This window comes from Dysgonomonas mossii (genome assembly GCF_004569505.1).
Taxonomy (GTDB): Bacteria; Bacteroidota; Bacteroidia; order Bacteroidales; family Dysgonomonadaceae; genus Dysgonomonas.
Window position 1 is genome coordinate 1,233,077 of record NZ_SPPK01000001.1, and the last position, 14,355, is coordinate 1,247,431.

The 14,355-nt window shown below is 35.9% G+C and carries 16 protein-coding genes; 3 read left to right on the forward strand and 13 right to left on the reverse strand.

Features of this window, described 5'->3' with window-relative positions:
- Window positions 1-23: 23 nt before the first annotated feature.
- From nadB to E4T88_RS05245, 3 genes are read left to right on the forward strand one after another with little or no spacing between them, the layout of a single operon-like run.
- On the forward strand, window positions 24-1,607 hold the full coding sequence (gene nadB, locus E4T88_RS05235; protein ID WP_135104396.1) for an L-aspartate oxidase: 1,584 nt from the start codon (window positions 24-26) through the stop codon (window positions 1,605-1,607).
- Window positions 1,600-2,460, forward strand: a complete 861-nt coding sequence (nadC, locus tag E4T88_RS05240; protein ID WP_135104397.1) for a carboxylating nicotinate-nucleotide diphosphorylase — start codon at window positions 1,600-1,602, stop codon at window positions 2,458-2,460. The genes nadB and nadC overlap by 8 nt, the downstream gene beginning before the upstream one ends.
- A gap of 17 nt (window positions 2,461-2,477) precedes the next feature.
- Window positions 2,478-3,527 (forward strand): winged helix DNA-binding domain-containing protein, encoded by a 1,050-nt coding sequence (locus E4T88_RS05245; protein WP_135104398.1) that lies wholly within the window; start codon window positions 2,478-2,480, stop codon window positions 3,525-3,527.
- Here the strand turns inward: E4T88_RS05245 and E4T88_RS05250 are convergent.
- The 13 genes from E4T88_RS05250 to E4T88_RS05310 all read right to left on the reverse strand — a co-directional run bounded on the left by E4T88_RS05250 (window position 3,524) and on the right by E4T88_RS05310 (window position 14,346).
- Window positions 3,524-4,501 carry a DUF3667 domain-containing protein gene (locus E4T88_RS05250; RefSeq protein WP_135104399.1) on the reverse strand — a complete coding sequence of 326 codons (978 nt, stop codon included), beginning with the start codon at window positions 4,499-4,501 and terminating at the stop codon, window positions 3,524-3,526. The two genes, E4T88_RS05245 and E4T88_RS05250, sit on opposite strands and share 4 nt — an antisense overlap.
- Before the next feature lie 22 nt (window positions 4,502-4,523).
- On the reverse strand, window positions 4,524-5,288 hold the full coding sequence (locus E4T88_RS05255) for a porin family protein (RefSeq protein WP_135104400.1): 765 nt from the start codon (window positions 5,286-5,288) through the stop codon (window positions 4,524-4,526).
- Between the two features lie 11 nt (window positions 5,289-5,299).
- The gene (locus tag E4T88_RS05260) at window positions 5,300-6,406 is read right to left on the reverse strand and encodes a PCMD domain-containing protein (RefSeq protein WP_135104401.1); all 1,107 of its coding nucleotides are present in this window, start codon (window positions 6,404-6,406) and stop codon (window positions 5,300-5,302) included.
- 158 nt (window positions 6,407-6,564) lie between these two features.
- A complete protein-coding gene (locus E4T88_RS05265) occupies window positions 6,565-6,816 on the reverse strand; it encodes a winged helix-turn-helix domain-containing protein (protein ID WP_438503321.1) in 252 nt (83 codons plus the stop codon).
- 24 nt (window positions 6,817-6,840) lie between these two features.
- Window positions 6,841-7,035, reverse strand: a complete 195-nt coding sequence (locus tag E4T88_RS05270; protein WP_135104402.1) for a hypothetical protein — start codon at window positions 7,033-7,035, stop codon at window positions 6,841-6,843.
- Between the two features lie 6 nt (window positions 7,036-7,041).
- The gene (locus E4T88_RS05275) at window positions 7,042-8,019 is read right to left on the reverse strand and encodes a UDP-3-O-acyl-N-acetylglucosamine deacetylase (protein ID WP_135104403.1); all 978 of its coding nucleotides are present in this window, start codon (window positions 8,017-8,019) and stop codon (window positions 7,042-7,044) included.
- 24 nt (window positions 8,020-8,043) lie between these two features.
- Window positions 8,044-8,991, reverse strand: a complete 948-nt coding sequence (locus E4T88_RS05280) for a 3-oxoacyl-ACP synthase III family protein (protein ID WP_135104404.1) — start codon at window positions 8,989-8,991, stop codon at window positions 8,044-8,046.
- A gap of 29 nt (window positions 8,992-9,020) precedes the next feature.
- Window positions 9,021-9,458 carry a thioredoxin family protein gene (locus E4T88_RS05285; protein ID WP_135104405.1) on the reverse strand — a complete coding sequence of 146 codons (438 nt, stop codon included), beginning with the start codon at window positions 9,456-9,458 and terminating at the stop codon, window positions 9,021-9,023.
- Window positions 9,459-9,460: 2 nt separating this feature from the next.
- Complete coding sequence (locus E4T88_RS05290; protein WP_135104406.1) at window positions 9,461-10,366, reverse strand: phospholipase A; 906 nt, start codon at window positions 10,364-10,366, stop codon at window positions 9,461-9,463.
- 138 nt (window positions 10,367-10,504) lie between these two features.
- Window positions 10,505-11,122: a TetR/AcrR family transcriptional regulator gene (locus tag E4T88_RS05295; protein WP_135104407.1), complete on the reverse strand. Its 618-nt coding sequence runs from the start codon at window positions 11,120-11,122 to the stop codon at window positions 10,505-10,507.
- A 214-nt stretch (window positions 11,123-11,336) separates the two neighbouring features.
- Window positions 11,337-12,038, reverse strand: coding sequence for a LytR/AlgR family response regulator transcription factor (locus tag E4T88_RS05300; RefSeq protein WP_135104408.1), 702 nt, complete (start codon window positions 12,036-12,038; stop codon window positions 11,337-11,339).
- Window positions 12,035-13,123 carry a sensor histidine kinase gene (locus E4T88_RS05305; protein WP_135104409.1) on the reverse strand — a complete coding sequence of 363 codons (1,089 nt, stop codon included), beginning with the start codon at window positions 13,121-13,123 and terminating at the stop codon, window positions 12,035-12,037. The genes E4T88_RS05300 and E4T88_RS05305 overlap by 4 nt, the downstream gene beginning before the upstream one ends.
- 2 nt (window positions 13,124-13,125) lie before the next feature.
- Window positions 13,126-14,346, reverse strand: a complete 1,221-nt coding sequence (locus E4T88_RS05310; RefSeq protein ID WP_135104410.1) for an ABC transporter permease — start codon at window positions 14,344-14,346, stop codon at window positions 13,126-13,128.
- Between the last annotated feature and the right edge of the window lie 9 nt (window positions 14,347-14,355).

Below are 14,355 nucleotides of genomic sequence, written 5' to 3' on the forward strand. Positions count from 1 at the left end.
TAATTTATAATTCATAACAAAGAATGATATATACTGATGTTTTGGTGATAGGTTCAGGAATATCCGGCCTGTCGTATGCTTTAAAAATAGCGCAACAGAGACCCGATACTAGGATAACAATTATCACAAAATCAGACGATGAAGAGTCGAGTACCAAGTATGCACAAGGAGGGGTTGCTGTTGTAACCAATTTTGAAAAAGACAGCTTTGATAAGCATATTGAGGATACATTACGAGCGGGAGACGGCTTGTGTAAACGTGAAGTTGTAGAGATCGTAGTGAAAGAAGGCCCTGAGCGTATCCGCGAAATGGTGGAGTGGGGTGCTAATTTCGATAAAGACGAGTTTCAAAGTTATGATCTGGGACGTGAAGGCGGACATACCGAAAACAGGGTAGTGCACCATAAGGATATAACCGGAGCAGAAATAGAAAGAGCATTGTTGCAAGCTGTAGAGCGACTCGAGAATGTTACTTTGCTCAACCATCATTATGTTATCGATTTGCTTACCGAGCATCAAGTACCTCAATCCGAATTTGATAAATATAACCTCCACTGCTATGGAGCATACGTGTTGGATATGAAAGCCAGCCGGATCATTAAAATGACAGCAAAAATTACACTAATGGCTACCGGAGGATGTGGGCATGTATACAAAAACACGACAAACCCGACTATCGCTACAGGTGACGGTATTGGCTTGGCTCATCGTGCAAAAGCCAGAATCAGCAATATGCAATTTATACAGTTTCACCCGACTGCATTCTATAGCAATACGACCGGTCAACTACCTTTAATATCGGAGGCTGTAAGAGGCTTTGGAGCTAAATTGCGTACTGCTTCAGGAGAGCCATTTATGCATAAATACGATGATAGGGAAGAGCTGGCATCACGAGATATTGTAGCACGAGCCATTGATAATGAAATGAAGCTGCGTGGAGACGATTATGTTTGTCTGGATTGCCGACACTTAGATCAACGAAAGTTTCTCGAACATTTTCCAAATATCTATAAGCAATCTAAAGATGAAGGGCTGGACATGTTCATGGATTTGATTCCTGTAGTACCGGCGAGCCATTATCTATGTGGAGGAATCGATGTAGATTCATTTGGACAAAGTACAATAAAGAATATGTTTGCTGTCGGTGAATGTTCGAATACCGGACTTCACGGTGCAAATCGTTTAGCTTCCAATTCTTTGCTTGAAGCTCTCGTTTTTGCACATCGTGCAGCAATGAAAACGATAGAACGCTTGCATGAAGATAATTTTAATTATGATCATCTTCTAAAAATTCCGGAATGGAATCAGGAGGGGATGCGAGTGAACGAAGAAATGGTTTTGCTAAATTATCTTCGAAAAGAATTACAGACATTGATGAGTGATCTTGTTGGCATTGTGCGCAGCAATGCCCGTCTCAAAATGGCAAAGCAGAAAGAAGAAGAAATATACAAGTCTGTAAAAGAAATATATAAATTTTCGATATTATCGCCGCAACTTTCAGAATTAAGAAATCTGGCTAGTGTGGCTTATCTGATTATAACCCAAAGTATAGAACAAACCGAGAATAGAGGTACATTTTATAATAAAGATTTAGATATTCATGAATAGACCTTCATACGTAACTGATAGTAGATTATATCATTTTATTGATGAGGCCATCAAAGAAGATATTGGCGACGGAGATCACTCTACATTGGCCAGTGTGCCTGCTGATCTTCAACAAAGAGCACATTTGATCATAAAACATGACTGTATCTTAGCCGGAGTTGATCTGGCTCGCGAGATATTTCATTATTATGATAAAAATCTGAAAATAGAAATTCTCAAAAATGACGGGGATCAAGTAAAAGAAGGCGAGATCGCATTTATCGTATCAGGTGCGGCTCGGTCGATTCTCACAATGGAACGCTTAGTCCTAAATTGTATGCAGCGTATGAGCGGAATAGCTACATATACGCATCGGATGGTAGAGTTGCTGGCAGATACAAATACACGTATTCTGGATACCCGAAAAACGGCTCCAATGTTCCGTATGTGTGAGAAGTGGGCTGTGTATATCGGCGGTGGTCAAAATCATCGTTTCGGCCTTTTTGATATGATTATGCTAAAAGACAATCATAACGATTATGCCGGAGGAATAACCAATGCTGTAGAGGCCACACTGAAATACTTGAAAGAGAACAATAAAAATCTCCGAATAGAGGTAGAAACACGCAACCTGAAAGAAGTAGAAGAAGCTTTGGCTACAGGTGCAGTGGACGTTATTATGCTCGATAATATGTCTTTATATGAAATGAGTGCTGCTGTAAAACTAATAAACGGAAGAGTAAAGGTTGAAGCCTCGGGGGGTATTACAGAAGATATGGTGCATGATATAGCTAAGACCGGAGTTGATTATATTTCTTCGGGAGCAATTATATATTCTGCTCCAAATATTGATTTAAGCCTTAAAGCATTTTAATTTTTATCTGAATTGCCATGAAAGCAGAAGAGATTCTATCCTTACGTCTATCAAACCATCAACTTGATGGTTCATTCGTGGGCGAGGCATACGAGTTGGTTTCGTGGATGGGAGCAATTCAGGCACAAGATTACAATATGGCGAAATGGGGCATCGGTATACGTATACCCGAGATTACCGATCAGAAGATTGAGGGGGCTTTGAATAGGGGCGATATTTTACGTCTTCATATCTTACGTCCTACATGGCATTTCGTATCGAAGGACGATATATACTGGATGCTATATTTGAGTGTTCCGAGAGTGAAAACTGCAATGCGATCTTATGATAAAGATCTGGGACTTACCGAAGCATTTATAGCCCGTACAAATTCAATTATAGAAAAGGCACTTCAGGGAAATTCATTAACACGTCAAGAATTGAAAGATGTAATAAATAGAGCAGGTATAGCTGCTGATAATAGAACCGTTAATCATATAATGATGCATGCCGAATTGGATGGCTTTGTATGCAATGGAGAGATGAAAGGCAAAAAACAGACGTATGCTTTGTTGCAAGAAAAAGTTCCCAAAATGACCAATCAGTTCGATAAAGATGAATGCCTGTATAAATTAGCATTCAAATATTTCAGGAGCCATGGCCCTGCTACTTTACAAGATTTTATTTGGTGGTCGGGATTGACTACAGCAGAAGCCAGACAAGGGATAGCTCTGATAGGGAGCGATTTTATTCATGAAACAATAAATGATCAAACATATATTTTTCACAGAGACTCTAAACTAGTCAGCAGTGATAATTTGATAAATCTTTTGCCTGCTTTTGATGAATTTACAGTTAGCTATAAGGATAGAAAAGAAAGTCTGCATATAGACCATCACCATAAAATAATAACAAGTCCGGGAATATTCAGACCAGCTATCAGCCTTGACGGCAAAGTTATCGGTACTTGGAAAAAGTCATCAAAAAAGAATGAAACTCTTGATACCGAATTCTTTTACGCATCAAGTAAGAAAACGCAGAATTTGGTTACTAAAGCTATCGAAGGATATAAAAAACACCTACTTTAAGTATATATCATATACACTACAAATACAACATAAAATGTAAAAGTAAGGAAGATAAAGAAGCTATTTATTCCTATCAGAACAAAAGATTTTAAATTCGATACGAATCTGTTTTCTTCAAAAAACACCCTGTTTCCTCTGAAAAAATAGAATGTTACGTATAGCGTAGCAAAAGAATATAAAAGAAAATAGAATGTGGTATTTAAGTTTAACCAATCGAACAGACAGCTTAGAGTCGTTGCTATAGTTATCGTTAGCAAGGTCGTAGAAAAGAAATGTAATGTAAAGACAGCACTGTCGAAATAATATTTTTTCTTTTTATTATGGAACAACCATAGCCAAAAGGCAAAGAGAGGCATATATATAAAGAGAACTTTGGGGATGTTGTGAATGAAAAACTCGATAGCTTTTTCTCCTTTTTCTTTATCTTTTACATTTTTTAATATACCTGCTATAAATTGTTTTGTCTCATTCTCTGTCTTTTCATCTACACCCGAATTATTAATTTTATCTTCTATCTTGCTGACTTTCTCCGGTATTTTAGCCTCATTAATGAGATTTTTTTTATTTACGTCCAGCTTTGCTATAATCGTATCTAAAGAGTCACTATTTACATTTTCGCTGATCTCTTTTTGTGTTTTTTCTTTGTTAGGTGCTGATACTTCAGGAAGGAGAGGGGGGATAAAAAAGGCAATGAAACTGATGAATATATAAAGAGTAAAAGGGTTTACATATGACTTTCGTTTTCCATTCATATACTCCAATGAGAGTTTACCGGGAGAAAGAAACAGATATTTAGCTGTTCTCCAAAATGAACTGTCGTAATGCAAAAAATCGAAGACAAAATGAGTAAATACATGATGGAAAGATTGCCTGCTTTCGCTGTTTTCTTGTCCACATTTAGGACAGTAGTACTTTTCAACAAAAGCTCCACAATTTTGGCAAGTCTTGTTGATCCTGATTTTATGTTTACTCATAGTTCAAAAAAAGCTATTATAGTTATTTGCTGAATCGATAGGTGATACCTAGTGTACCGTATATATTGTAGAACGTGAATTTAATAGGGTTTGATCCCGAATAAAAATAAGGAAGAAGTCCCCATGTGAAACTGCCATAAAACCCGATACGGTTATTTAAGCGATGTTCACCTCCTGCTAATAGTCCAAAATCATAGTAACGAGAGTCGTCCCCAAAGTCGAATGTTGCACCCTCTCCGCTTATTTCTTGTTTCTGACCTACCGGAGAGTCTATTCTGATGTATCCATCATTTACATATCCGTCAAATGTGGATGAAAGGGTTTTTGCTGCATATACGCCCAGTTTCACTTGCCATTTGTCATTGAATCGGTATGTGCCATATATTGGTATGGTAAGATAAGTCATATCTACATTTGTTACATTCTTTCCTACAAAGTAACCTGTAAGCTTTTCGCTCCCTTCGGTCAGAGTAACACTTGTGTACATGTACTTCACATGATCGGAAACTCGCATCCCTTTCCAATCGAGACTTAGTCCTGTACCTACACCCCATCGTTCGTTGAGTTTATAGACTAGATTGAATCCTAATTGAGGGTTGAATTTTGGGTTGTAACTATTAATCTCTCTTACTTCAGCCGGAATAGGCACAGGAGCAGTTGCTCCCATATTAAACCCTAGGATAAAGCTCAGATCAAATGTTTTGTTATCAGAATTCTGCGCTGAAATATTATTACTTATCATTAATACTGTTGCAAGTACTAGGATGATGTTATATTTTAATCTCATCAGATATATTCTTATTTTATAGGATCACATACTAGTTCAAGATCATCAGCAATGAGAGTACTCCCTACCGCCCCCTGATATTCGTTTCCATCTTTGCTTGATGCCAAAACAATCGTAAGACGATAATCATTTTTCGTAAAATCAAGATCTTCTTTATATCTGAATGGTATAGAAAAATGTATAAACCCATTGTTAGCTGGCGTTTCCACTATACTTTCGTCAGTATGAGACCACTTGGCTGTTCCTACAACTCTAGGCGATGTAAGAATTGATTCTCCATCAAGAAACTCTTCGTTTGCGGGAGCACCTTTACTCACTTTAAATATTATAGCATACATCGACAGCGAATCTGTTCTGTTTGCTATAACTTTTCCATCTTTGCCTGTAAAAATATCGCCCGGCGTATATTTATAGTAACCATTGAACATGATTGGTTTACCATTTTCTTTCGGATGAGCCTGCCCCAATATTAGTGATTTTAGAGGGTTAGACATATTCGCGGAAAAAGCTCCTCTAAAAAGTGATCCGGAAAAAATAGGGTAGTCTATTCCAAAAACCGTTGTTCCTTTTATTGTGCGTAGTATCGCAGCATATTTTCCATTAACACAGTCGGCCGTTTTATCGGTAGGATAATGATCCAACTTTAATGATCCGGTGCCTACCAAAATAGATAGTCCCGAGTTTGCATTACTCCATAATAGATCACTTAAAATCGGATACGGTGCTTTTTCTGTACCCGCTGTTGTCCATTCTTCGAACGTATTTTTAAGACTAATCTTGGAGGTTACTGTTACAGTATATGTTTTTGTATACTTCCCATCTTCGGAAGTTACTATATAGATAACATTTTTTCCATTCGAAAAATCTTGAGAAGTTCCCGATTTGGGCTCAATTGTCGCTCCGGTGGTAACCTCAATTATTGGTGTAAGATGTGAGTAATCAGCATTGTCAGAAACGAAAAGCTGAACAGTATGCTCTGTTATAGCGCGAGTGATAAATACTTCATCTTCAACTTTCATATCTATAATGTCCGCCTCCATATTGAGCGGCTCATCTTTTATGCATGAAGTAATACTTAGCATACACAAGATAAATAGTGATAGATTCTTAATATTCATAAATTATTCTAAAAGAAACGATGATAAAGTTACACAATGATTTTGTGGCAGAAGTTTTTAGTTTTGTAAATTAATGCTTTTTAACGCTAAAATCTTCTGAGATAATTTATCATATTTCCTTCTGAGAATATGATATAGTTCCCGAATAGAGTCACTTCCTAGTAGTATATTTCAGTAGGAGTACTACTTAGTTCAACATATAGGTTTTCATTTTTGACTGAAAAGCGTACTTTGTTTTCCTTCGAGAGCCAACCTAATGCAAGAAGTATCAACGAATTTTTGTAATGTGTTAATTCTTCAATTTCCTGAACCGACATTTTGCCTCTTTCTGACAGATACTGCCAGATAGCTGTGGCGTTTATACGAATATCTTTTTTTAGCATGGCGAATAGTTTTAGTTTGGTTAGCATATCTTATATGTAAATATACTAATTTTAATTGATTAACGTGACAACTAAGCCTCCTAATATTGTACCAAAACCACAATTTACCCAAGATTCAGCTGAAAGGGGATATGTTCCCCAATAACATGCAAAATAGTACCAATAGATATATGAGGCTATGAAACCGATCAACATACCTATCAGTACAATTTTGTTATGCAATATAAATTGTAATATATCTTTCATTATTGATTAAGCTAAAGAATATAGACCAGCATGAGTTGTTTCAGGCAGTATAACGGATTCTTCTTGTACACTTGGAAATACCGCTTCTCTAATGGCTCTGGCAAACATATTATTTATTTTATGTCCCGGACAATTAGCTATAACTTTTCCCTTTATAAAACGACCGACTAAAGCTAAATCACCTACAATGTCTAACAATTTATGTCTAGCCGGTTCATTCGGATAAAGCAAAGGCTTGTTCATGATATATCCTAGCTTTGTAGAATCTTTTCTTTTTGCTCCCAGCATGTCGGCTAATAGATCGAACTTTTCTTGCTCTATTGGCTTATCGTATATAACAATAGCATTATCCAAATCTCCACCTTTCACTAAGTTATTATTGAGTAGAGATTCAATTTCTTTTACAAACACAAATGTTCGTGCAGAAGCAAAGTCTTTTGGAAACTCAGATAGGTCATGCATTGTTGCATCTTGCCTTTTTAGGAATGTAGAGTTGAAAGATATATGTGATTCTATACTAAAAGACTCATCCGGAATTAGTATCATTGACGATCCGGTAGCTTTATCTACAACCTTAATTTTTTTGCGTTTTATCGAAATATATTCTCTTGCTGTATTCTGTATTTCTGTACCGACTTCTTTTATTTTGCTGACATACAAAATCGAGCTTCCATCTAATATAGGAAATTCGGGTCCATCTACATCTATCAGGCAATTGTCTATTTCGCATGCGTATAATGCAGCCATAGCATGTTCTACGGTGCTCACATTAACACCATTGGCTGATACTACAGTTCCTCTTTGGGTAGCTGTAACGTTCTCTGCTAAAGCATTTATTATCGGTTTTCCCGGTATATCTACACGTCTGATCTTATATCCATAATTTTCAGGAGCCGGATTGAATGTGATATGTATATTTAGTCCTGTATGCAATCCTTTCCCATGTAAGGAAAAACTGTTTTTTAAAGTACGTTGATAAACCATAATAATATTTCTTTAATTTTATATTTAGGGAATCTTGATCAGGCATGAGCCTGCAGAATATCCCCCGCCGAAGACCGATATGCATATCAGGTCTCCTCGTGCGATTTTTTTTATATTTTGTGCCAATACCAATAGGGCACCTGTTGAGCCGGTGTTGCCTAACTCTTGAATATTCGTTAATACTTTTTCTTCGGGTATTGCTAGTTGTTTCGCAACATTCTTTAATATTCTCATATTAGCCTGATGTCCTATAAAAAAGGTTAGATCATCTAACGAATATCCGTTGATTTCGACTATATCCTTCGTGTTTTGCGCCATATATGTGCAAGCCTGCATAAATACATCCTTGCCATGAGGCATTTTCAAACCATCTCCTTTAGGATCAAGATACACTGCTCTCGAAGCTAATCCTATATGACCTAATCCTTGTGTTGTGATATCTATAATCTGAGGATCTTTTTCTGAATAGGATTCGGTTGAGAAAAAGTAAGCCGTAGCTCCGTCTCCCCACAAATGTCCTGATACGCAATCTGTATCATCCGAATATGTTGAGTTCCGATCTGCACAGATAAGCAATGCTTTTTCGGCTATCTGCGATGCGAAGAAAGAATATATGATTTCTATCGCATTGAGTCCCGATGAACATGCTGATGATACAAAGAATACTTTTGCATTTGATATATTGTATTTGCCCTGTACATAATGCCCTGTTGTAACAATTGTATCGCTAGGCGTATATGATGCAAAAATTATCAGATCTATATCTTCTATTTTGTAGGGAAGATCGGGTAATGCCGACTCTATGGCTTTGCTAGACATATAGTCTATCGTTTCTTCCTGCGAAGCTCTTGAACGAGTTAAGATTCCTGTACGTTGACTTATCCAATCGCTTGTTAATCCGTTTATTTCGGTGAAATAATCGTTTGGAATCCTTGTTTTCGGGACGTAATATCCTATTGAGTTAATAAACATATTAGTGTGTTGTTTTATACTACCTACAACTATTTAGCAATCCTACTATAGATAATTTCCAGATTGGAGGTTGGAACTAAACCCATAATGCGACTTATTTCTTCTCCATTTTTAAGTATCAAAGTACAAGGAACCCCGGATATATTATGTTTCTTATATAATTCGGAGTTCTTATTTACTTCCGATCTGTAAAACTTACTGTTTTTGTTTGTTAGCTGATTTATATTATGCATCATTTTACCACAAATATTTGAGTCTTCTTTGTAAAAAATAATAGACACAATCTCAGTCGAATTTTCTATTTCAGACAAATCATATATTTCTTCTATTTGCGCAATCTCATTTTCAATAGAGTATGAGTTACCGTTTATAGATATTAGTCCGATAATGTTTACCAGAATAAAAAAAAGGACGAATAGTAGAACAAAATGCCATGTCTTGAAACGAAATTTTTTTAATTCAAACATTCTTAAAAGAAATTATAGAAATTAGGTTTTATACAAATACCTACTCTTATATTCATCGTGTATTGATTGTAGCCGAGCAGACTCTCTCCGTACCCTTGGTAGAAACGAGCAAATAAATACTGGTTTGATCTGTCTGACATTTTAAATGCAGCGGTTAGAGTTGTATTCACATTACCCCATCCTTTTCGAGGATTGATATCTGCTGAAAGCCACCAGCGATGTTTATCACTTGTGTAATTGACCGATACAAAGCCGAGTCCTCTATAATCTAGCAAATCTTTATTATTCCCCCCGTCTACATATGGAATCCAAACTTCCCCAGAAATATTGAATCGGGCGTTGAAATAATATTTCATTGATAAACTTAAATAGTTCCAACTTCTGGATTCTTCCTCATCACGCCCGTTGGATTCATGTTTCAACTGTACGAAGGCGGCACCAACTACTCTGTCTTTATACAATATATACTTTCCAAGCCCTACCCCCGGATTGTAGTTTGTATCCCTAAATGGACTTGATTGAGCATATATGTTCCAAAATGATTTTTGTGTATAAGTTAAATACAAAAATGATTTGAAAGGTAAGATACTTCTGGTCAGTCGTTGTCTTATACTTAGCTGGAAAGTTACATCAGCAGAGTTTTCTGAAATTTTCTCATCCAGTGGTACCCCCGTAACAAAATAGGTGTCCCTATATACAGCGAATGCAGGCATCCGGTCTGCCATTTTTATAGCATCCCTCTCAGATATTTCTAAATGCCTTGGACGAAAAATGTGAGGGTCTTTCATTGCACTGTCGTACTGCTGACGTATGCTATCGTTGCCTAAATACATTAAATCTGTATCATTTTGAGCAAGTAGTGTAACTGATGAAATAATAAATATTATAAATATATAGCTTCTTAACATGAGGTAATTAGTATTATAAATTGTCTAATGATGATGAGTATATAAATGAATTCTCTTTTCTGAGCGTTGTCTTGATATTTTTTTCTATGTTGCTGTTTTTATAATGAACATTCATTCACATTTCATTGTTCATCAACGCTATACTTTTATTAGGCTATATAAATAACGCATTACTTCCATCCTCCGATTCATATCCTGCATTACATTAATAGCGAATGAAGAATCGTTACAATCCCTGTCAGAGGTTTCTTTCACACTTGTATTATTAAACAAGATAGCTAAGATATCGATGTCTATATCATCCTTAATTTCACCTGCTTTTATACTGTTTCGCATAGCATCTTTCCATGACTCCAAAGATCGATTGTTTATTATTTTGAAGCGTTCCAAGAAATTGGGATAATGCTTGCCGGCCTGTATTACAAGAGCTGTATAATTTAAGAAAATAGTATGAGTAACCCCTGCTCTGGTAAAAGCATTGACAAATATTTTTTGCCGCCTATGCATTACTTCTATAAATTTCTCTAAAGAGTATGTATGTTTATCCATATTGTGCTGCAACTTATCGAATATCTTAAAGAAATATTCATCAATAACAGCGTTAAAAAGCTCTTCTTTATTTTTAAAATAGCGATACAACGCACCCCTAGACATCTGTAATTCTTCTTGTAAGACAGATATTGAAGCACTATCATAGCCTTTATTCATGAAAACATCAAAGGCTCTCCTTAATATATATTCTCTACTATATTTCATTATTTGAGTTAAAAATAAAAGACGTGAACGATCGTTCACGTTGCAAAGATCATGATAAAATTTAAAAATGCAATATCTTTTTTGTTAAAAAATATTTTGCAAATGCTTAGGTTTGGATATGCAATCAATAAGATTAGCGATGATCTTATTGATTGCTAGAGTATAATGGAGGGTGATTATTTGTCACGATAAAAATCGTGGATGGAGAGGGGATTTAAAAAAAATGTTTGTTAAGAAAATCCATGAATTTGTTTTTATATGATTCCGAGACAGGAATATATTCTTTCCCGAAAACGATACAATTTCGTTCTATTGTTTTTATTTTTTTCAGATTGACAATAAAAGAACGATGTACTCTCATAAATAAATTACTTGGAAGTTTTTCTTCAAGCGATTGCATACTCATTAAAGAGCTAATTGGTTCTTTTTGATTTTCGAGATGGAACTTCACATAATCTTTCTGGTTTTCTATATACAGAATATTATCAAAATCTATTTTTTCCATTCTGTAACCCGATTTTATAAATATACTTGTTGTTGAATGGGATATATTTGCCAGTTTAAACCACTCTAGTGCTTTGTTTGTTGCCTGTAAGAAATCTGTGTAGTTGATTGGTTTGAGTAAATAATCCAAAGCGTTTACACGGAAGCCTTCAACCGCATATTGATCATATGCTGTAGTGAAAATAATACGTGTAGATGCATGTATTGTTTTTGAAAACTCAAGTCCATTGATCTGAGGCATATTGATATCAAGAAATAGTAGATCTATCTGTCTCTCATTTATTGTGCTGATAGCAGATAGTGCGCTATTAAATGTTCCAACTAGCTCCAGATAAGATGTTTTTAAGACGTATGATTTTAGTAAATCGATAGCCAAGGGTTCATCGTCTATTATTATACATTTGAGAGTCATACTGTTATTTCTGTTTTTTTGAAATCTATCCTCAATAATGTAAAGAAGCGATCAGAGCGTTTTTCTGCGATGAATTCATATCTGTCGGGATATAACAACTCCAACCTCTTTGTAAGATTTACAAGTCCGATTCCTGAATTATGAGTTTCCATATTTTCAGCTTTTTCAATCAAGCTATTTTCTACAGTGCATAAAACACCTTTTCCCGGATCAACCAAGATACTTATATTAATGAAGCTATTATCTCCATTGTTTATTCCGTGTTTAAAAGCATTCTCAATAAGTGTAATAAACATCAGGGATGCAATCAGATCTTTGCTTCCTGCGCTATTTATTTCAACATTGAGCTTTACCGTAGAACTAAGACGAAGTCTCATCAAATCGATGTAGTTTTTTGTGAATTCCAGTTCTTTATCCAATGGTACAAATTTCTGATCATTATCATACATAACATATCTCAGCAAGTTGCTCAAGCGATGTACTGCATCCTGAGCTCTGTTTTGATCTATGGCAATAAGCGAGTATATGTTATTTAATGTGTTGAATAGAAAATGAGGATTCAGCTGACTTCTAAGATTTCGCAAATCCGCTTCTAATTGTACACTTTTTACTTTCTCGAAAGTGATAGAATCTTTATACCAACGGGCTGTCATTTTTATTGCAACACTAAGACCAATGAGAAAGAAAATAGACATATAGTCTATAATAAATTTCATCAAAGGAGGACCTCCGGGACCACCTCTTCGATGTTCTTCCATTCGTGGGAATTCTCTTGGATGTTCCTGCATATTGAAGGGTATGGAAAAAGCGAGCAGGTCTGATATTACTGTTTGTAATGCAACAATAATGATAACAAGCACAATATTTATACTTATATAGGTAATAATCTTACGGTTGAATAAAAATTTCTCTATCAAATATAAATAATTGAGGTAAAACAGTATCGCTAGTAGGGCAACACGTATGCAATAATTGTAGAAAGGCTTGATATCAAATACCCCTTCTCTTGACATCAGATAAGTAGGAACAATTAAAACAATTGTCCAAATAAGTACATGTGGAAATATTCTTATAAAGTTTTTCATCGTTATTCGTATCTGAGTGCATCTATAGGGTCGAGAGTCGACGCTTTTTTTGCCGGATACCACCCAAAAAATATTCCGGTAGCGGTACATACTATAAAAGACAAAGCTATAGTATAAACTTGAATATCGATAGGCCATGCTAAAATATTTTTCACAATATATGCACTGCCAATACCAATGATCACGCCTATAACGCCTCCTGTAACGCTCAATAGTATAGATTCTATAAGGAATTGCATCAATATATCAAATCCCTTGGCTCCGATAGACATTCGCAAACCTATTTCCCTTGTGCGCTCTGTTACCGATACATACATGATGTTCATAATACCGATGCCACCAACAAAAAGAGATATTCCGGCAATACATGCCAGCAAGATAGTCATCATGTCGGTTGTAGAACTCATCATAGTTATTAGTTCCTTTTGCGATCGTACATTGAAGTCATCTTCCTGATTTCCTGTTATTTTATGTTGTTGCCGCATTATATTTTCTATACTCGAAATGGCTTGATCTGTAGCATCTTCGCTAACCGCCGAAACCGATATGGATTGTATATAAGTTATTGCCAATATACGCTTTTGTACAGTAGTATAAGGTGATATCATCAGGTCATCCTGATCCATTCCCATTGTATTATCCCCTTTTGATGTTAATACGCCGATGACTTTGAATGGAATTTTATTGAAACGTATTGTTTGCCCTACAGGATCTTCTCCATTCGTGAATAGGTTATCAACTACAGTTTGTCCGATTACACATACTTTTGCAGACGTCTTCACATCGGCATCGGTAAACATTTCACCTTGTGCTATTGTATATTTGCGGATATCAAGAAAAGAAGGATTTACCCCATAGATAGATGTTGGGGCATTATTTGCTCCAAAAATCACTTGCCCCGAAGATTGAACTTCCGGCGATGCTGCAGAAATGAATTCTGCCTGATCTACGATTGCCTGATAATCTTCCATCTTTAATGTTTGCATACTGGAAGAGCTTTGGCGCACACCCCCAAATTGTCCGGTTCCGGGGCGTATATTTATCATATTAGAGCCCATTGTGGAAATCTGATCCTGTATACTTTTTTTAGATCCTTGACCTATTGCAAGCATCGTAATAACGGCAGCTACACCGATAATTATACCAAGCATAGTAAGGAATCCCCTAAACTTATTACCACTAAGGGCTCGTAATGCTATTTTAAAGAGATTGATGAAATTCATTTTAATATA

Coding starts and splice junctions, on each gene's coding strand:
- nadB (WP_135104396.1), top strand. CDS start 24: ATGATATATACTGATGTTTTGGTGATAGGTTCAGGAATATCCGGCCTG.
- nadC (WP_135104397.1), top strand. CDS start 1,600: ATGAATAGACCTTCATACGTAACTGATAGTAGATTATATCATTTTATT.
- E4T88_RS05245 (WP_135104398.1), top strand. CDS start 2,478: ATGAAAGCAGAAGAGATTCTATCCTTACGTCTATCAAACCATCAACTT.
- E4T88_RS05250 (WP_135104399.1), bottom strand. CDS start 4,501: ATGAGTAAACATAAAATCAGGATCAACAAGACTTGCCAAAATTGTGGA.
- E4T88_RS05255 (WP_135104400.1), bottom strand. CDS start 5,288: ATGAGATTAAAATATAACATCATCCTAGTACTTGCAACAGTATTAATG.
- E4T88_RS05260 (WP_135104401.1), bottom strand. CDS start 6,406: ATGAATATTAAGAATCTATCACTATTTATCTTGTGTATGCTAAGTATT.
- E4T88_RS05265 (WP_438503321.1), bottom strand. CDS start 6,816: ATGCTAACCAAACTAAAACTATTCGCCATGCTAAAAAAAGATATTCGT.
- E4T88_RS05270 (WP_135104402.1), bottom strand. CDS start 7,035: ATGAAAGATATATTACAATTTATATTGCATAACAAAATTGTACTGATA.
- E4T88_RS05275 (WP_135104403.1), bottom strand. CDS start 8,019: ATGGTTTATCAACGTACTTTAAAAAACAGTTTTTCCTTACATGGGAAA.
- E4T88_RS05280 (WP_135104404.1), bottom strand. CDS start 8,991: ATGTTTATTAACTCAATAGGATATTACGTCCCGAAAACAAGGATTCCA.
- E4T88_RS05285 (WP_135104405.1), bottom strand. CDS start 9,458: ATGTTTGAATTAAAAAAATTTCGTTTCAAGACATGGCATTTTGTTCTA.
- E4T88_RS05290 (WP_135104406.1), bottom strand. CDS start 10,366: ATGTTAAGAAGCTATATATTTATAATATTTATTATTTCATCAGTTACA.
- E4T88_RS05295 (WP_135104407.1), bottom strand. CDS start 11,122: ATGAAATATAGTAGAGAATATATATTAAGGAGAGCCTTTGATGTTTTC.
- E4T88_RS05300 (WP_135104408.1), bottom strand. CDS start 12,038: ATGACTCTCAAATGTATAATAATAGACGATGAACCCTTGGCTATCGAT.
- E4T88_RS05305 (WP_135104409.1), bottom strand. CDS start 13,123: ATGAAAAACTTTATAAGAATATTTCCACATGTACTTATTTGGACAATT.
- E4T88_RS05310 (WP_135104410.1), bottom strand. CDS start 14,346: ATGAATTTCATCAATCTCTTTAAAATAGCATTACGAGCCCTTAGTGGT.